Here is a 15,821-nt window from a genome sequence, read left to right on the forward strand (position 1 = left end):
CCGCGGCAAAGCCGTGCTTGGCGCGCTGATCGCACGCGGCAAACAACGCAGCGGTCGACCGATGATTGCGGTGATCGGCGATGCCGACACCCTGGCATCGCGACGGCTGCATGAACGTTTTGGTTTTCGCACGGTCGGAATGTTCACCGGTAACGGCCGCACGCATGGTCGCCGGCTGGACGGCGTGCAGTTGCAAGGCACGCCCGGCTCCGGCGACACCGCCCCTCCTTCTGATGAATGACCCCATGACTGAGCAGACCACCCACGTTCTGGACGATGCGCTGTCCGGCCAGCCGCATCGCATCGTCGAACGCGATGGCGTGCGCTATACCTTGCTCGGCACCGCGCACGTGTCACTCGCCAGCGTGGCTGCGGTGCAGCGGGCGATCGGCAGCGGCCGCTATGACGCGGTGGCAGTGGAACTGGACGCACAGCGCCTGCAGGCGCTCAGCGACCCGGATGCCCTCGCCCGGCTGGACCTGGTGCAGGTGATTCGCAAGGGCCGGGTGGCCTTGTTTGCGGCGAATCTCGCCCTGGCCGCCTACCAGCGCCGTCTGGCCAAGCAGCTCGGCATCGAGCCGGGCGCGGAGTTGAAGGAAGCGGTGAACCTGGCGCGCGCGCAAGGTCTGCCGGTGCACCTGATCGATCGCGAGGTCGGCCTGACCTTCAAGCGCGCGTCCGGGCGGCTGGGATTCTTCGGCAAGATGAAACTGGCCGGTGGCCTGCTCGGTGGGCTGTTCGCGGCCGACGAGGTGGGCGAAGAGGAAATCGAGAAGCTCAAGCAAGGCGACATGCTGGAGGCGAGCTTCGGCGATTTCGCCAGCGAAAGCCCGGAGCTGTACGAAACCGTGATTGCCGAGCGCGACCAGTACATGGCCACGCGCCTGCGCGAGGAAGCCAGGACGGACCAGCGCGAGATACTGGCGGTGGTCGGCGCAGGACACCTGGCCGGTCTTGCGCGCCACCTGGAACAGGACACCGCCGCGCCCGGCCCATTGCGCGAGTCGCTGGAGTACGTGCAGCAGCGCAAGCGCATTCCGTGGATCACGCTGGGCATTCTGGCGATCATCATCACCGGCATCGGCATCGGGTTCTGGCGCGGCGGCCTGAGCATGGGCGCGGACCTGTTGTTGCAATGGGCGATGTATACCGGCGGCCTGGCCGCGCTGGGCTGTCTGCTGGCCGGCAGCCACCCGCTGAGCATCCTTACCGCGGCGGTCGTGGCGCCGTTCAAGCCGTTCCGCCTGAGCGTGCCGACCGGCGCGTTTGCCGCGCTGGTCGAGGTGCACATGCGCAAACCGGCCTATGGCGATTTCCTGTCGCTACGCGACGATGCGCAGACCTTGCGTGGCTGGTACCGCAACCGCGTCTCGCGCGTGGTGCTGACGTTCCTGCTGACCAACGTCGGCAGCATGGCCGGCGTATGGCTGGCCGGTGTGCAGATCTTCAATCGCCTGCACGGGTGAATGTGAGGGCGCCGCAGATCCGTTGCTTCGCGTAGGAGCGCACCTGGGCGCGACGGGCGTTATCGGTAATGCCGTCGCGCCCAGGTGCGCTCCTACGTGTGGTCGAGTTACGGAGTAGCTGGCTGATCGGGCGCCAGCTGCAGGCGTACCCAGACGCCGTAGTGGTCCGAGGCCCAGCGCCCCTCGGCATACGGCGTGTCGAACAGGATGCGCGCTTCGCGGGCGAGCAGGCGCTTCTGCTGGAAGAACACGTGGTCGATACGCGCCGGCTTGTCGAAGACATGCAGGTTCAAGGTGCTCACGGTGGCGTCGCTGTTGCGATGCACGCTGCCGTAGCTGTCGCCATAACCCTTGCGTAGCGCCTCCAGATCCAGGGCATCGGCGGCGGTGTTGAAGTCGCCGGCAATCACGACCGGTGCCTGATCGCTGGTGGAGGAAATGAAATCCAGCAGGTCCGCGACCTGGCGCGTGCGCGTGGCCGTGCCGCGTGCATCGGCACGCTCGTTGAGATGGGTGACGTAGACGTTGATCGGCTGGCCGTCGATGTCGACCTGCAGATGCGCGACAACGCGGTAATCGTCCAGCGGCTGAAGCAGGCGCTGATGCCGGGCCAGCACCTTGCGCCGGCTCAGCAATGCGTTGCCGTAGCGCTTGGGCGCATCGACCGGGTCGACAGAGACAAAGCTGTAGGCGTACCCCAGCTTGCGCGCCAGCCAGGCGGCCTGGTTCTGCACGCTGCCGCGGCGTTCGATCACTTCCTGCAGCGCGATCACGTCTGGCGCCAGTTGCCTGAGTTCCTTGGCGATATGGGCACGACGCGCCGGCCAGTCTTCGCGGTCGTGATGCAGGTTGAGCGTGACCAGGGTCATCTCGCGCTGCACTGCGCTGGTCGATGGCACTGCCCGGGATGCAGGTTCTGCGCGATCAGGCCTGTCGACCTGCACAGGTTGCGCGGCCTGCACGGCCCGGGTCGCCTGCGTGGCTTGTACGGCAACAGAGCACGGCAGCAGCGCCGCCAACACGACCGGCCATCCGGCACGCCGCCGCGCCGGCGCTGCCCAGGCCGGTCGGGGTGCGTCAGTCATTGCGTGGCGCGCTCGGCCCGCCGCACCGCGCTGGGCACATCGATCTGCACGTTGGCCGGCAACTGTTGAATCCGCAATTCGCCGTTCTGCCACTCGGCCGATTCGCCATTGATGCTGGCCTTGCCCGGCGTGCCCTGGTACGGCCATGGCAACACCACCCCGCCCGGCGGCAGGATCAGCCCCGGCTGCAGTTGCAGCACCAGCTGTTTGTCGGTGCGCTGCAAGGTGTAATTGAGGCGCCCATACGGGGTGCGCAATTCGGCGATGCCGATGCCCTTGCCCTCGAACCAGCGCGTCGGCGTGCCGGCAGCGATGACCAGGCTGGCGTCGGATTCGCGCCCGTAGGCGAACATGTCCAGCACCGAGCGCACGAAATCCGAGGCGACCCAGGCATGCGGCAGGTCGCCGACGAAGAACGGCGTACGCGGCGTACGCGAGACCACCTCGGCCCACTGGTTCCATGGTTGCGGCGCGCGGTCCTTGAAGAAGAACGCGGTGGCATCCCAGGCGCGTTCGCGCCAGCCCAGGCGCACGAATGCGGCCACGTTGCGCCATTCGTAGGGTGTGTAGTCCTTCCATTCGCGCTTGCCGTCGCGGCGGTCGGAAAACTCCTTCCAGTAGCGCTCGAAGGTATTGCTCAACAGGTCCTGCGGCAGGCGTTGCTGCTCGCCCCCCGGTGCCAGTGCGATGGTGGTCGAGGTCGCATCGAAGTCGCCCAGCTCGGCCGAGCCGGGCAGGAAATCCAGGGAGTGCTGGCGCACCGTCGCACCCAGCGAGGCGATCAGGTCGCCACTGAATTCGTCGCGTGCAGTGCTGAAGCGGGCGACCTCGTCGGGCTTGTCGAGCGCGCCGGCCAGCATCACCGCATCCTTGTAGCCGCGCAGCGCCCAGAAGTTGTCCCAGTACGAATGCACCGGCTTGGCCGAATAGCCTTCGTGGCTGATCGACACCGGCATCATTCCGTAGAAGGCCGGGTTGCGCATGAAGTTGTCTTCGGTGCGCTCGCTGGCACGCAGCGTTTCCATGTAGTCGTACGCACCGGTCACGTGCGGCCACATCCTTTCCAGGAATGCCTTGTCGCCCGTGTAGCGGTAATACTCGGCGATGTTGAAGATCAGCTCGCCGTGGCTGTCGTTCTCCGGCACCGGATCGCTGCCGCGGTCGTCCACGCAGCACGGCACCATGCCGTCGGCGAACTGGTATGGCGCGAACCAGTCGACGTATTCGCGCACCACGTCCTCGCGGCCGAGTCGCAGCAGGCCTTCGGAAATCATCGCGCCGTCGCGGATCCAGCTGCGCGAGTAGGAACGCGTCCCCGGCTGCAGACGCGGGCCGATGCGCGAGATCAGCATATGCGCCAGCGCGGTGCGCAAGGTGTCGATCACCGGCTTGCCTTCGGCCGGCACGCTGATGCGCACGCGATCGAGCTTGCTGCGCCACTGCTGCGCCACCTGCTGTTGTGCCTTGTCGGCATCGAAGCCGGCCGGCAGCTGCGCGGTGCCGGTCTGCGGAATCACCAGCGCCACCTCGCGCCGTTGACCAGGCTCCAGCTTCCAGCGATACAGCAGCACGCCCGAGGCCAGGCCGGTCTCGTCCTTGACCTGGGTGATCGCCGGCGGCGTGACGGCGGTGAGATGGCTGACGTCCATGCCACTGTCGAAGGCACTGGCAAAGCCGGCATCGGGAGGTTGCGCGGCGAATACGCGCGGCTTGCCGTTGACGCTGACCTGTGCGCCCTGGACCGCCAGCTGGTCGATCCGGCTGACACCGCCCAGGGTGTTGAGGAACTGGGTCGGCGGATTGACCTGGAACGGACGCACCGCCAAGGCCAGGGTGAACTCACGCGCGTCCTTGCCGGTGTTGTGCAGCTGATAGCGCGCGACCAGTTGCGCCTGATCGGGCGTGCCCTGCACGAATGCGGTGACGCGCAGGTTCATCAGGTCGTGATGCCAGTCGACGCTGGGAATCGGCAGGTAGTCGTCCTGCAGGCTCTGCTCGCTGCTGACGTCGGACCAATGCAGCAGCTTGCCGCCGGTGACCACGAACGGCTCGATACTGAAGCCGCCCTTGCCCACTTCCACCGCGCCATCCTCGCCGATCAGGCCCTGCTCGGTACCACCATCCAGGCCCAGGACGGTCCAGTACGGCTGCTCGCCGGAGAAACCGCGTGGATAGCTGCCGCGCGGCGCCTGCGCGGCCAGCGATTTGATGAATTCGTTCGGTGTGGCGGCGAAGGCCAGCGGCTGCAGCTGGACTTCCTTGATGCCGTAGCGCCAGTTGGGGCCGTCCTTGAGATCGAAGCGCAGGTAACGTGCCTCGGTATCGGGCAAGGCCAGCCAGTCGGTGCCGCCGGCACCGGCGGTGACGGTGCGCAGATCGCGCCAGCCGCGCCCGTCGCTGGACGCGCGCACCACGTATTGCGAGGCCTGCAGGCCAGGAACCCACTGCACCACCGCGCCACCGAATTCGCGCACCTTGCCCAGATCCAGCGTGACGGTCTGCTGCTTGACCGCGCCACTGAGCCAGAAGGTCTCCGGCTTGCCGTCGGCCAGGCGTTGTTCCAGCGCGGGCGCGGTGTCGGTGATGGCCTCGGCCTTCAACGGCGAGGTGTCTTCCGGCGGCAGCGGCGTGAGCGTCAGACGGTCGAAGCACACCGTGCCCTTGCCGCCGACCTTGTTGTAGATGGTGAACTCGACATCTGCGCTGCTGCGCAGTTGCTTGTCCTGGCCCGGGCCCCAGGCCTTTTCGATGTTGCGCTTGCGATAGCCGACGGTGGTCCAGTTCTTCGGGAAGTTGAAGCCGGGCCGGTTGACCCACCACACGTTGTCGCCGCTGGCATCGATCAGCTTGACCTGCAGGTCGTTGGACGGCGAATCACCGCGCAGCGAAAAGCCGATGCGGTAATTGTCCGGATAGGTGATCGGCAGGTTGCGGCGGATGCCGACATAGCCGGACACGCCATTGAAGTTGTAGTCAAGGCACAGGGCGTGGCCGCCGGAACTGGTGGCTACCGGCCGCAGCGAACCGCTGACCTGGTTGGACACCACCAGGCGCCAGGCGCCGATGTCGTTGAAGCCGTCGAGCACGCGCTCCTGCGCCTGCGCCGTGCCCGCAAACGTCGCAACAGCGGTCATGGCAAACAGTCGCAGGAACACTGGTTTCACCCCTTCACACTCCCCAGCAGAAGACCTTGGATGTAGTAACGCTGCAGCGCCACGAACAATAGCAGCACCGGAATCACCGTCACCACCGCGCCGGCCATCATCAGCTCCACGTCCATGATGTGCTCGCGCGACAGCGCCGCCAATGCCACCGGCAAGGTGTACTGCTCCTGGTCGGTCAGCACGATCAGCGGCCACATGAAGTCGTTCCACGAGCCCATGAAGGTGAAGATGGTCAAGGTGACCAGCACCGGCTTGAGCATCGGCAGCACGATCTGGAAGAAGATCCGCATCTCGCTGGCACCGTCGATGCGGGCGGCTTCGATCAGCTCGTCGGGAATGCTGCGCGCGTACTGGCGCACCAGGAAGATGCCGAACACCGTCGCCAATGCCGGCACCACCACCCCGCCGATGGTGTTGACCAGATGCAGCTGCTTCATCAACAGGAACAGCGGCAGCATCGCCACCTGCGCAGGGATCACCAGCGCGGCCATCAGGATCTTGAAGATGCGCTCGCGGCCGACGAACTGCAGCTTGGCGAACGCATAGCCGGCCATGGTGTTGATCAGCAGCGAGCCGAGCGTGATCAGCCCGGACACCATCAGGCTGTTGGCGAAGTTGCGCGCCATGCCGGTGCGCGCGAACAGCTCGTGGTAGTTGGCGGTGGTGAACGCCGAGGGCAGCATCGGCGGCGGGAAGCGGCTGGCCTCGCCGGTGGGCATGAACGACACCGATAGCATCCACAGCAGCGGCGCCAGGCTGACCAGCGCCAGCACCAGCAGGCCACCGTTGATCAGCACGGCATTCCAGCGCGATTGGCCGACATCACGACTCATATCAAATCCCTCTTGCGGCCAAAGCGCAGCATCACGGTGGTCACCGCCAGAATGATCAGGAACAGCAGGAACGCCACCGCCGACGCGCGGCCGAGGTTCCACCACTTGAAGCCTTCCTCGAACATGAAGTACAGCACGCTCACGGTGCTCTGCAATGGGTCGCCGCGGGTCATCACATAGGGCTCGGCGAACAGCTGGAAATAGCCGGAAATGGTGATCACCCCGACCACCATCAGCACCGGGCCGAGCATCGGCAGGGTGATATGCAGGAACTGCTTCCAGCGCGAGGCGCCATCGATGCGCGCGGCCTCGTAGAGGTCCTGCGGGATCGCCTGCAGGCCGGCCAGGAAGATCACCATGTTGTAGCCGAAGTTCTTCCACACCGCGAACAGCATGATGGTCGGCATCGCCCAGCGCGGATCGCCCAGCCAGTCGATCGGGGCGATGCCCAGATGGCTCAGGCCGAAGTTCACCAGGCCGTACTTGATGTGGAACAGATAGCGCCAGATCACCGCCACCGCCACCAGCGTGGTCACCACCGGTGCGAACAATGCGGTACGGAACAGGGCCTTGAAGCGCGAGGCCTTGGCGTTGAGCAGCAACGCGGCGCCCAGCGACACGCCGATCGACATCGGCACGCCGAGCAGCACGAAGTACGTGGTGTTCCACAACGACTTCCAGAACAGCGGCGTCTGCAGCAGGTCGATGTAGTTGCCCAGGCCGACGAAGCGCAGGTGGCTGCTGTCGGCCAATGCATACAGGTCGAAGTCGGTGACGCTGAGCACCAGCGCGGCGAACACCGGCACGCCGAAGAACATGCCCAGCACCAGGATCGACGGGGCGGCGAACACCCAGCCGGCGACGGAATTACGCTTCATCATCGTGCCGCTCCCTTGCCTGCTGCCGGCGCTGGCGCTGCGGCGGGTGCCGCCGCAGGCACTGCTGATTCACCGGCCGGACCGACATGCCCGCCCTCCTGTTCGAAAATCCAGCGGCGCTTGGCCAGAATCTCGTCCACGCGTTTATCCAGCTCCTGCACGGCGGCCTCGTGTGACTGACCGCCACGCACCACGCGCTCGGTCACCAGGCGCATTTCCTGCACGATGCGCTCCCACTCCAGCACCTTGGGCGTGGCCTTGACCCGCTCCAGCTGGTCGCCGAAGGCATGCGCCAGTTCGTCGTTGGCCAGCGAGGGCAACTTCCAGGTGCTGCGACGCGGCGGCAGGTCGCCGATGATGGCGTGGAAGCGCGCCTGCACCTGCGGCTGCGACAGGTATTCGATCAGCTTCCAGCTGGCGTCCTTGTGCTGCGACGATTTGAAGATCACTAGGCTGGAACCGCCGGCGATGCCCGCGCCCAGGCCGTTGGGGCCCGGCAGCGGCGCGGTGCCCCACTTGCCTTCCATGCCCGGCGGCTGGCGCAGCTTGAACTCGCGCACGTTCCACGGGCCGGACAGGTAGAAAGCGTAATAGCCGTTGAAGAACTCGTACCAGACATTGGAGACCTGGGTCTCGGAGACCTTCGGCGCCCAGCCCTTCTGGTACATGGTGTCGTAGAAGCCCAGCGCCTTGCGGAAGCCTTCGCCGCGGAAGTTGCCGTAGTTGTCGTGGTCACGCAGCAGGCGGTCGTCCTGCTGCAGTGCGAACGACAGCTGCTGCTCGAACTCGTTGAGCGGCATCAGGATGGCGTAGCGGTCCGGGCCGACCTTGCGCTTGATCGCCGCCATCACCTGTTCCATCTCGGCCCAGGTCTTGGGCATCTGGCTGTAGCCGGCCTCGCGCAGCAGGTCCTTGCGATAGAACAGCAGCCGGGTGTCCACGTACCACGGCACGCCATACAAGGTGCCGTCGACCAGGTTGGTGTCCCACACGCCGGGGAAATAATCCTGCGGGTCGACGATCCTGGAACGCGCCACGTACGGCTGCATCGGTTCCAGCGTGTCCAGCAGGGCGAACTCCGGCAGCCAGGTGTTGCCGAGCTGGCACACGTCCGGCAAGCCGTCTGCGGCAAAGGCGGTCAGCAGCTTTTCGTGCGCCGCCGTCATCGGGATGTTCTGCACATCCACGTGGATGCCCGGGTTCTGCTTCTCGAAGTCGGTCACCAGCTCGGCGACCACTTCGGCCTCCTTGCCCATGGCCCAGAAGCGCACGGTGGTCTTGCCTGGATCGGAGCGTTCGCATCCGGCCACACCCAGACAGAGTGTGGCGGACAGTATCAACAGTTTCAAAAGGCGCACGGATTACTCGGGTTTGGGGCGTTGCGTGGAGTTTTGGCGTTGCGAGGGGTCTTGCTGGGCCTGGGCAGCGGCGGCACGCGACTCGGCCATGCCCAGCGAACGCGCGGCGGCCTTCTGCTCGTCCTTCTGCGGCGCCGGCTGCGGCTCGCCTTCGGGGGTGAGCCAGCCGCCGGTGAAGCCGGCGCGTTCCAGACCGGCCCGGATGTAGGGGTTCTTCTTCATCACGGTCCAGACGAATTCGTTCTGGTAATTGGCGATCATCGCCAGGATCGGGCCCTGGTCGATGGCGATGTAGTCGCTGGCCACCCAGCCGCGATCGGGCACCATGCGCCCGGTCTTGAGCGGGATGTCGTAGTTGAAGCTGGGATTGAACGAATCCAGAAAGCCGTAGCTCGAGTACAGGAAGTCGCCATAGCGCTTGTGCATCTCCTCGGTGGCCGGGATCACCACTTCCGGGGCGAACACGATCGAGGAAATCGCCGCCGACGGCACGATGGTGCCGTCGTCGAAGTTCTCGCGCAGGCCGGCGCCGCGCGAGGAGTAATGGCGGAACTGGCGTTGCTCGCCGCGGTATTCCTGGCTGGTGTTCTGCGGGCCGTCGCCGGCGGTCAGACCCCAGACGTTCTCGCCGTAGTCCTTCCACTTCATCGGGTTGTCGATGGCGTAGTCGCGCTGGGCCAGGGTGGCGCGGCGGCTGTTGAGGAAATAGTCGATGCCGCGTTCGCGCATGTACTGGTCCTGGATATCGCGGAAATCGATCCAGACATGGCTGTATTGGTGACCGAACAGCGGGCCGAAGGACAGGTATTCCTGGCCCTGGTAGACGCCCCAGTCGTTGTTGTAGGTGCGGGTCCAGCTGGTCCACGCATCCACATCCACGCCGTGGGTCGGCGAGCCGAGCGCGAGGATGTACAGCATCATCGCCTCGTTGTAGCCCATCCAGTCGTGGTCGATGAAGCCGCTCTCGGGGAACCAGCCCATCGAGATCAGCGGTGCGCGTTGCTGCAGCCAGCGCCAGTCCACGCGCTTGTACAGCGTATCGGCGATCTGGCGGATCTCTTTTTCGCGCGGGTCGTCGCCGTCGTAGTAGGACTGGGTGAAGAGCACGCCCATCATCAGCAGCGCGGTATCCACGCTCGACAGCTCGACCCAGCTGTCGTAGCGGTTGCCCTGCTGCATGTCCAGAAAGTGGTAGTAGAAGCCCTTGTACCCGGCCCTACCGGTCCGCTGCGGCCCCATCGGCGCATCACGGAAGAATTTCAGTGTGGTCAAGGTGCGGTCGATCGCCTGATTGCGACTGACCCAGCCATTCTCGATCCCGATCGGATACGCGGTCAGCGCGAACCCCACCGAGGCGATGCTGGCGAACGGGCGCGACGGAAACCGGTCCGGCGACAACCCATTGAGTTCGTTGGTGGTGTCCCAGAAAAACTGGAAGGTGCGACGCTCGATGTCCGAGAACAGCGGCGGAAGCGCGGGTTTGACCGGCTTGGGTGGCAGCTGTGCTTCCACCAGGATGACTTTCACCGGTGCCTTCTTTTCGGCCACCTTGGGCTCCTCTGCCTGTTTGCAGGACGCCAGCACCAGCGCGCCCAGCAATAGTGGAATCGTCAACCAATACGAAGTCCTGCCCCTGTTCATCCGCCCCCCACTCGTGTAATCGATTACATCTCGCACGCCAACCTACCCTATCCAAGCGCCGAGTTCGACCGCCCCGGCAGCTGCCGGGGCGGTCGGGTACCTCACCAGTTCAGGCCGAAGGCCAGACGGAAGGTACGCATCGGCGACGCCAGCACACCGGTCGGGGTGCCGTAAGCCGTGTTCAAGTCTCCGAGTGTCCCGGTCTCGCCGTTAAAGTTGGCGTAGTTCACCCAATTGAAGACGTTGAGGATATCCGCACGCACGTTGAATTTGACACCGCCGCCGGTATCCCATTCTTTATTGGCGGCGATGCTGAACTCCTTGTAGCCCAGCGTGCCGTCCGGCTTGAACTGGACGATGTAGCACTGGTCGTTGCCGGCCAGGCAATTCTGCCCGTAACGCGCGGTCTGGCTGGCCAGCGACAGCTTGCCGGACAGTTTGACCTCGTAGGGCAGCTCGTAGATGCCGGTGACCACCAGGCGGTTCTTCGGAATGCCGCCGGCCTCGCGCCAGCCATAGTCCTCGATGCGTTCGCGATCCAGTGCGTAGTGCTCGCCGAACTGGCGGTTCTCCTTGGCATCGGAATAGGTGTAGGCCACGGTCAGGCCCCAGCCCGATTCCTCGTCGAACGGCTTTTCGACCTGCAGGGCGAGCTGGTTGTTGCGGGTTTCCACGCCGTTGGTCCCGAGCACGATGGCGCTGTAGCCGTCCGGGCCGTCGGTCGGCGAGCCGGAGGTGGTGCCCGGCTGGAAGAAGGAACCGTCCGGCAGGCGGTTGCCGCGCACGAACGCGAAGCCGTCATGGCTTTCGATACGGCTCAGGGTCACGTCGGTGAACCAGTCCTGGCCCCACAGCGGCACCATGTTGCGCATGCCGATGCTGAACTGGTCCGAGTACGGGGTCTTGATGTTGTTGTCGATCAGGTAGACCTCGCGCCCGCCGCCGCCGGTGCTGCTGCCGGTCAGGGTGTTCAGCCCTTCCTGCGTGCCGTAGGCCGGATTCCATGCCGTGCATGGGTCGCCCAGGCAGGCCTGGTTGTTGGCGCTGGTGAAGTAGTAGCTGTAGGAATTGAACGAGTTGTTGAGCTGCTCGAGCGCCAGGTAGTCGAAGATGTTGCGGTCGTAGGCGCGGCCGGCACCGCCGTAGATCACGTGGGCCTGATCGCCGAACAGGTCATAGGAGGCACCCAGGCGCGGCTGCCAGGCATTCTTGAACGCCTTGCGGTTGTTGCCGGTGCTGATGAAGTCGTTGATGTCGTAGTTGGCGTTGCGCAGGTTGGTCCAGTTCTGCAAGGCACCGGCGACGTCGGACGGGGTGACGAAGTCCAGGAATGCCGGGGTTTCTTCGTAGTCGTAGCGCACGCCGAGATTCAGGGTCCAGTGCTCGTTGACCTCCCAGTCGTCCTGCAGATAGATGCCGTACTGCTTGTTCTCGGACACCACCGAGCCGCCACCTTCGACCAGCGGCGCACCGAAGCGCACCCGGTACGGCGTTTCCACATCGCTGAGGATGTTGTAGTAGTACTGCGGGTTGGCCGGGTTGAACTGGGTGGAGTCCAGATCGATGCTCTTGAACTTCACGCCCATCTTGACGGTATGCGCACCGTGCCATTCCAGGCTGTTCAAGGTCAGGTCGTCCTGGAAGGTCCAGCCCTTCTGCCCCTTGCGCTGGAAGCTGCTGCCGGCGCCTGCGGCAAGCACATCGGTCTCGTTGCCGCGGTTGGGCGTGTAGCTGAGGATGTAACCGTTGCCGTTGTTGATCGGCGCCTGGTTCCAGAACGCGCTCTCGTAGCTGAGGTTGGCCTCGTTGAGGAAGTTGGCGCCGCTGTACTGCCAACGCAGGTTGGCGCGCTTTTCTTCCTGGCCGTTGATGCTGCCGTGCTCAAGGGTCGAGGTGCCGCCGACGTCGTTGAGCTCGTCTTCCTTGCGGTACTTGCCGCTCAGCTCGAACAGGCTGTTGTCGCCGATGGTCCAGTCGATCTTGGCGAAGTACAGGTCTTCCTTGAACGGCGTGCTGTAGGTGGCGACCAGCGGCTGCAACTGCGCAGGCAGCTGATCGATGCGGTCCGAATAGATCGAGCCGGGGATCACCACGTTCGGGGTGGTGTATTCCTTGGCTTCATAGGCGACGAAGAAATGTGCCTTGTCCTTGAGGATCGGGCCGCTGAAGGTCGCGCCGTACTGGGTCTCCTCGAAGTCGTCACGCACGCCGGCGCGCTTTTCCAGCGGGCTCTCTTCACGCCAGCTGTCGTTGCTGGTATCCCAGAAGAAGCTGCCGTGGAAATCGTTGGTACCGGACTTGGACGAGGCCACGATGGCCGCGCCGCTGACCTGGTCGAACTCGGCCTTGTAGTTGGAGGTGATGACCTTGTATTCGCCGATCGCCGACTGCGGGAACGGATTGCCGCGGCTGGAGTCCTGGCCGCTGACGCCGCCGGTGAGCACGTAGTTCTTCTGGCTGACGCCGTCAATATAGACGTTGGTGCCTTCGGCCGAGGTGGCGCCCGAACGGACCTTGGTGGTGCCGTTGGCATCGCGGGTGAACTGCACGTTCGGCACGGTGTCGGCCAGTTCCAGGAAGTTGCGCGTGGCACGCGGCAGGTTCTGGATCTGCACGTTGGAGATGTAGGTGGCGTTCTCGGAGGTACGGGTTTCCACCAGTACCGGCGGCGCCTTGACCTGCACCGCGTCCAGCGTGGTGGCGTTACCACCTTCGGCCGTGGCCGGTTCGCCGCCGACGCCCAGGTTCAGGGTCGCGGTCTGGCCGACCTGCACGGTGACGTTCTGCGAGGTGGTCTGGCCGTTGGCGGTGACGTCCAGGCGGTATGAACCCGGCGGCAGGCCACCGAGCGAGTAGCCGCCGTTGCTGACCTGTACGGTGCGGGTCAGGCCGGTGGCGAGATTGGTCGCGGTGACCTGGGCCTGGCTGGCAGGTGCCGAGTCGACGGTGACCTGGCCGCGGATCGTCGCGGCAGCACTCTGCGCGAAGGCCGGGGCGGCGCCCAGCAGCAGGCAACTGGCCAGGGCGCAGCTGAGCAGCTTGCGCGCCGGACTGGCGGAATGGGGGTAGTGGTGGCGCATTGGTCCCTCCAGGGATCGGTACAGAATGTTGTTGTGGCGTTGCGGCTTGCAGGAACGACCGCTGCGGGGGGCAGCGGGAGCGGACAGGACGTCCGCGAAAGGGTCAGGGGCTGGAAACGTCAGAGGCCGGGCTCGCCGGCGCCGCAGGAGGCGCGGACCACCAGCTCGGGCGTGAGCAGTTGGCGGATACCGTCGTCGTGGCCGGGCTGGTCCACCAGCCGCATCAGCCGGCTCATCGCCTGTTCGCCCAGGCGCGCGATGCTGACCCGCATCGTGGTCAGCGCCGGATGGACGAAACGGGCAAGCGGAATGTCGTCGAAGCCGGCCAGTGCCACGTCGCCGGGTACCGAGACATCGGCCTGGGCAAAGGCGTACAGGCAGCCCAGCGCGGTCATGTCGTTGGCGGCGAATACCGCGTCGGGCAGCGCGCCGTCGGCCAGCATCGCCTGCCCGGCACGGTGGCCGGAGGCCTCGTCGAAGTCGCCAGGAAATTCGATGCCCTGCGCGGTGTCGCCGTGTGCGGCGATCGCATCGCGGAAGCCGCGCAGGCGTTCGCGCGCATCGAAGTTAAGCGCCGGCCCGCCGATGAAGGCGATGCGCCGATGCCCGGCCGAGAGCAGGTGTTCGGTCATCGCCATCGCGCCGGCATGGTCATCGATGCTCAGCACCGGATAGGCGTCGCCCGGAACGTGCGCGTTGATCAGCACCGTGGGCAGCGCCTGCGGCAGGTTGTCGGTGAGGAACCCGGGCTGCTCGGCATACGGCGACAGCACCAGCAGACCATCCACCCGCCCGCGCATGGACTGCAACGCCCTGCCCTGCGCTTCCGGGTCGCCGTGGTAACTAGACACCAGCAGATGCTGGCCGGCAGCACGCGCCGCGCCGTCGATCCCGCGGATCAGCTCGGAAAAGAATTCGCCGTACAGATCCGGCAGTACCACGCCCAGGGTCTGGGTGCGCCGGCTGCTCAGGCTGCGCGCCGCCGCATGCGGGCTGTAGCGCAAGCGTGCGGCCACGTCCTGCACCAGCTGGCGCACCGGCCCGGCGACGTTGTCGTGCCCATTGAGCGCACGCGACACCGTTGCAACGGAGACCTGTGCTTCCCGAGCGACATCTTTGATGGTGACCGCACCCTTGGCCATTCGTGTCGCCCTCCGCGACCGAGTCCCAAAACTGGCGCGGACTGTAAGCGTTTTCATACAAGGGCGTAAACCCCTGTCTTCACGCCCGTGAAAACGCTTACAGATCAAGCATCTGCAAGTGATGAATACGTGAAGCACTGTGTTGCGACGCAACAAATACTGCCCATATGTCCACGGATGAAGGCCGACGGCGATCACGGTTGGGGCTGTATGGTCCGCTGCGCTTGGCCCCCCGTAGGAGCGCACCCGGGCGCGATGGGCCTTGCGGGTAACCTCCGTCGCGCCCGGGTGCGCTCCTACTACGCAGTTGGCGGATTCAGTCATCGGCCTCGCCTGGCGTATCGATATTGCGAGTGCGAGCGCCAATCGGATTGCCAGTGACGCGGTTTCGCTCGGGCGCGCCCCTGCAAGAAAGCCAGCCTTCAGCCATTGCGCCCGGTTGTCGAAAGTCCACCCCGGCAATGCCTGCCCGTAGGAGCGCACCCGGGCGCGATGGGCCTTAGCGGTAACCTGCGTCGCGCCCGGGTGCGCTCCTACGGCGGCGGCTTGATCGGCCTGGTTACCTCGCCTCGCCTGGTGCGAAGGCCTCGATCGACAGCGCGTGGATATCGGTCTGCATCATCTCGCCGACCGCGGCATAGACCGCGCGGTGACGTGCCAACGGCGGCTTGCCGGCGAAGGTGGCGCTGACCACGCGCACATTGAAATGCCCCCGCCCGTCGCGCGCACCGGCATGCCCGGCATGGCGATGGCTGTCGTCCACCACCTCCAGCTCGGTCGGCGCAAGGGCCGACTGCAGCGCGGCGCGGATCCGCTCGACCCGGCTCATGGCAGCACCCGGCGGAACGGGCGGACCTCGGTGCGCACATACACGCCCGCCTCCACATACGGATCGGCATCGGCCCAGGCGCGCGCGTCGTCCAGCGCGTCGAATTCGGCGATGACCACGCTGCCGCTGAAGCCGGCCGGACCCGGATCCTCGACATCGATCGCCGGGCACGGGCCCGCCACCAGCAAGCGACCTGCCGCCGCCAGCGCCTGCAAACGGGCCAGATGCGCCGGTCGCGCCTGCTGCCGCGCCGCCAGTGCATCGTCCCGGTCATACCCTTCGATTACGTACCACATTGACCACCTCGCCAAGAACCTGAAGATCAGCCGTGGGATTCTAGCCGCC

The 15,821-nt window shown here is 65.5% G+C and carries 11 protein-coding genes and 1 pseudogene; 2 read left to right on the forward strand and 10 right to left on the reverse strand.

Annotated elements, in window-relative coordinates; genetic code table 11:
• Nucleotides 1-4 precede the first annotated feature (4 nt).
• Nucleotides 5-241: pseudogene (locus EO139_RS10150) on the forward strand (phosphinothricin acetyltransferase); the annotation flags it as partial.
• 4 nt (nucleotides 242-245) lie between these two features.
• Entirely contained in the window at nucleotides 246-1,466 is a 1,221-nt protein-coding gene (locus EO139_RS10155; protein WP_206515133.1) for a TraB/GumN family protein, read from the forward strand.
• 107 nt (nucleotides 1,467-1,573) lie between these two features.
• On the opposite strand, the gene EO139_RS10160 is transcribed toward EO139_RS10155, so the two are convergent.
• The 10 genes from EO139_RS10160 to EO139_RS10205 form a co-directional block, all read right to left on the reverse strand.
• A complete protein-coding gene (locus EO139_RS10160; protein WP_164739811.1) occupies nucleotides 1,574-2,485 on the reverse strand; it encodes an endonuclease/exonuclease/phosphatase family protein in 912 nt (303 codons plus the stop codon).
• Between the two features lie 62 nt (nucleotides 2,486-2,547).
• Nucleotides 2,548-5,685, reverse strand: coding sequence for a discoidin domain-containing protein (locus tag EO139_RS10165; protein ID WP_164739803.1), 3,138 nt, complete (start codon nucleotides 5,683-5,685; stop codon nucleotides 2,548-2,550).
• A 26-nt stretch (nucleotides 5,686-5,711) separates the two neighbouring features.
• Nucleotides 5,712-6,548, reverse strand: coding sequence for a carbohydrate ABC transporter permease (locus EO139_RS10170; RefSeq protein ID WP_126970411.1), 837 nt, complete (start codon nucleotides 6,546-6,548; stop codon nucleotides 5,712-5,714).
• Entirely contained in the window at nucleotides 6,545-7,429 is an 885-nt protein-coding gene (locus EO139_RS10175; protein ID WP_104567381.1) for a sugar ABC transporter permease, read from the reverse strand. Before EO139_RS10175 ends, EO139_RS10170 begins: the two co-directional genes overlap by 4 nt.
• The gene (locus EO139_RS10180; protein ID WP_126970413.1) at nucleotides 7,426-8,784 is read right to left on the reverse strand and encodes a sugar ABC transporter substrate-binding protein; all 1,359 of its coding nucleotides are present in this window, start codon (nucleotides 8,782-8,784) and stop codon (nucleotides 7,426-7,428) included. The genes EO139_RS10175 and EO139_RS10180 overlap by 4 nt, the downstream gene beginning before the upstream one ends.
• A gap of 3 nt (nucleotides 8,785-8,787) precedes the next feature.
• Nucleotides 8,788-10,425, reverse strand: coding sequence for a glucoamylase family protein (locus EO139_RS10185; protein WP_104582520.1), 1,638 nt, complete (start codon nucleotides 10,423-10,425; stop codon nucleotides 8,788-8,790).
• A gap of 101 nt (nucleotides 10,426-10,526) precedes the next feature.
• Complete coding sequence (locus EO139_RS10190; protein WP_126970415.1) at nucleotides 10,527-13,505, reverse strand: TonB-dependent receptor; 2,979 nt, start codon at nucleotides 13,503-13,505, stop codon at nucleotides 10,527-10,529.
• 119 nt (nucleotides 13,506-13,624) lie between these two features.
• The gene (locus EO139_RS10195) at nucleotides 13,625-14,647 is read right to left on the reverse strand and encodes a LacI family DNA-binding transcriptional regulator (protein WP_104648989.1); all 1,023 of its coding nucleotides are present in this window, start codon (nucleotides 14,645-14,647) and stop codon (nucleotides 13,625-13,627) included.
• A 559-nt stretch (nucleotides 14,648-15,206) separates the two neighbouring features.
• Nucleotides 15,207-15,476, reverse strand: coding sequence for a BolA family protein (locus tag EO139_RS10200; RefSeq protein WP_104582517.1), 270 nt, complete (start codon nucleotides 15,474-15,476; stop codon nucleotides 15,207-15,209).
• Entirely contained in the window at nucleotides 15,473-15,772 is a 300-nt protein-coding gene (locus EO139_RS10205) for a YciI family protein (RefSeq protein WP_126970417.1), read from the reverse strand. Before EO139_RS10205 ends, EO139_RS10200 begins: the two co-directional genes overlap by 4 nt.
• Nucleotides 15,773-15,821: the final 49 nt, after the last annotated feature.

Source organism: Xanthomonas sp. BRIP62411 (assembly GCF_003993525.1).
Taxonomy (GTDB): Bacteria; Pseudomonadota; Gammaproteobacteria; order Xanthomonadales; family Xanthomonadaceae; genus Xanthomonas; species Xanthomonas euroxanthea.

Bases quoted from the DNA above. Each gene is read 5' to 3' on its own strand.
- EO139_RS10190 (WP_126970415.1), bottom strand. From the start codon at position 13,505: ATGCGCCACCACTACCCCCATTCCGCCAGTCCGGCGCGCAAGCTGCTC.
- EO139_RS10165 (WP_164739803.1), bottom strand. From the start codon at position 5,685: ATGACCGCTGTTGCGACGTTTGCGGGCACGGCGCAGGCGCAGGAGCGC.
- EO139_RS10185 (WP_104582520.1), bottom strand. From the start codon at position 10,425: ATGAACAGGGGCAGGACTTCGTATTGGTTGACGATTCCACTATTGCTG.
- EO139_RS10170 (WP_126970411.1), bottom strand. From the start codon at position 6,548: ATGAGTCGTGATGTCGGCCAATCGCGCTGGAATGCCGTGCTGATCAAC.
- EO139_RS10200 (WP_104582517.1), bottom strand. From the start codon at position 15,476: ATGAGCCGGGTCGAGCGGATCCGCGCCGCGCTGCAGTCGGCCCTTGCG.
- EO139_RS10175 (WP_104567381.1), bottom strand. From the start codon at position 7,429: ATGATGAAGCGTAATTCCGTCGCCGGCTGGGTGTTCGCCGCCCCGTCG.
- EO139_RS10195 (WP_104648989.1), bottom strand. From the start codon at position 14,647: ATGGCCAAGGGTGCGGTCACCATCAAAGATGTCGCTCGGGAAGCACAG.
- EO139_RS10205 (WP_126970417.1), bottom strand. From the start codon at position 15,772: ATGTGGTACGTAATCGAAGGGTATGACCGGGACGATGCACTGGCGGCG.
- EO139_RS10155 (WP_206515133.1), top strand. From the start codon at position 246: ATGACTGAGCAGACCACCCACGTTCTGGACGATGCGCTGTCCGGCCAG.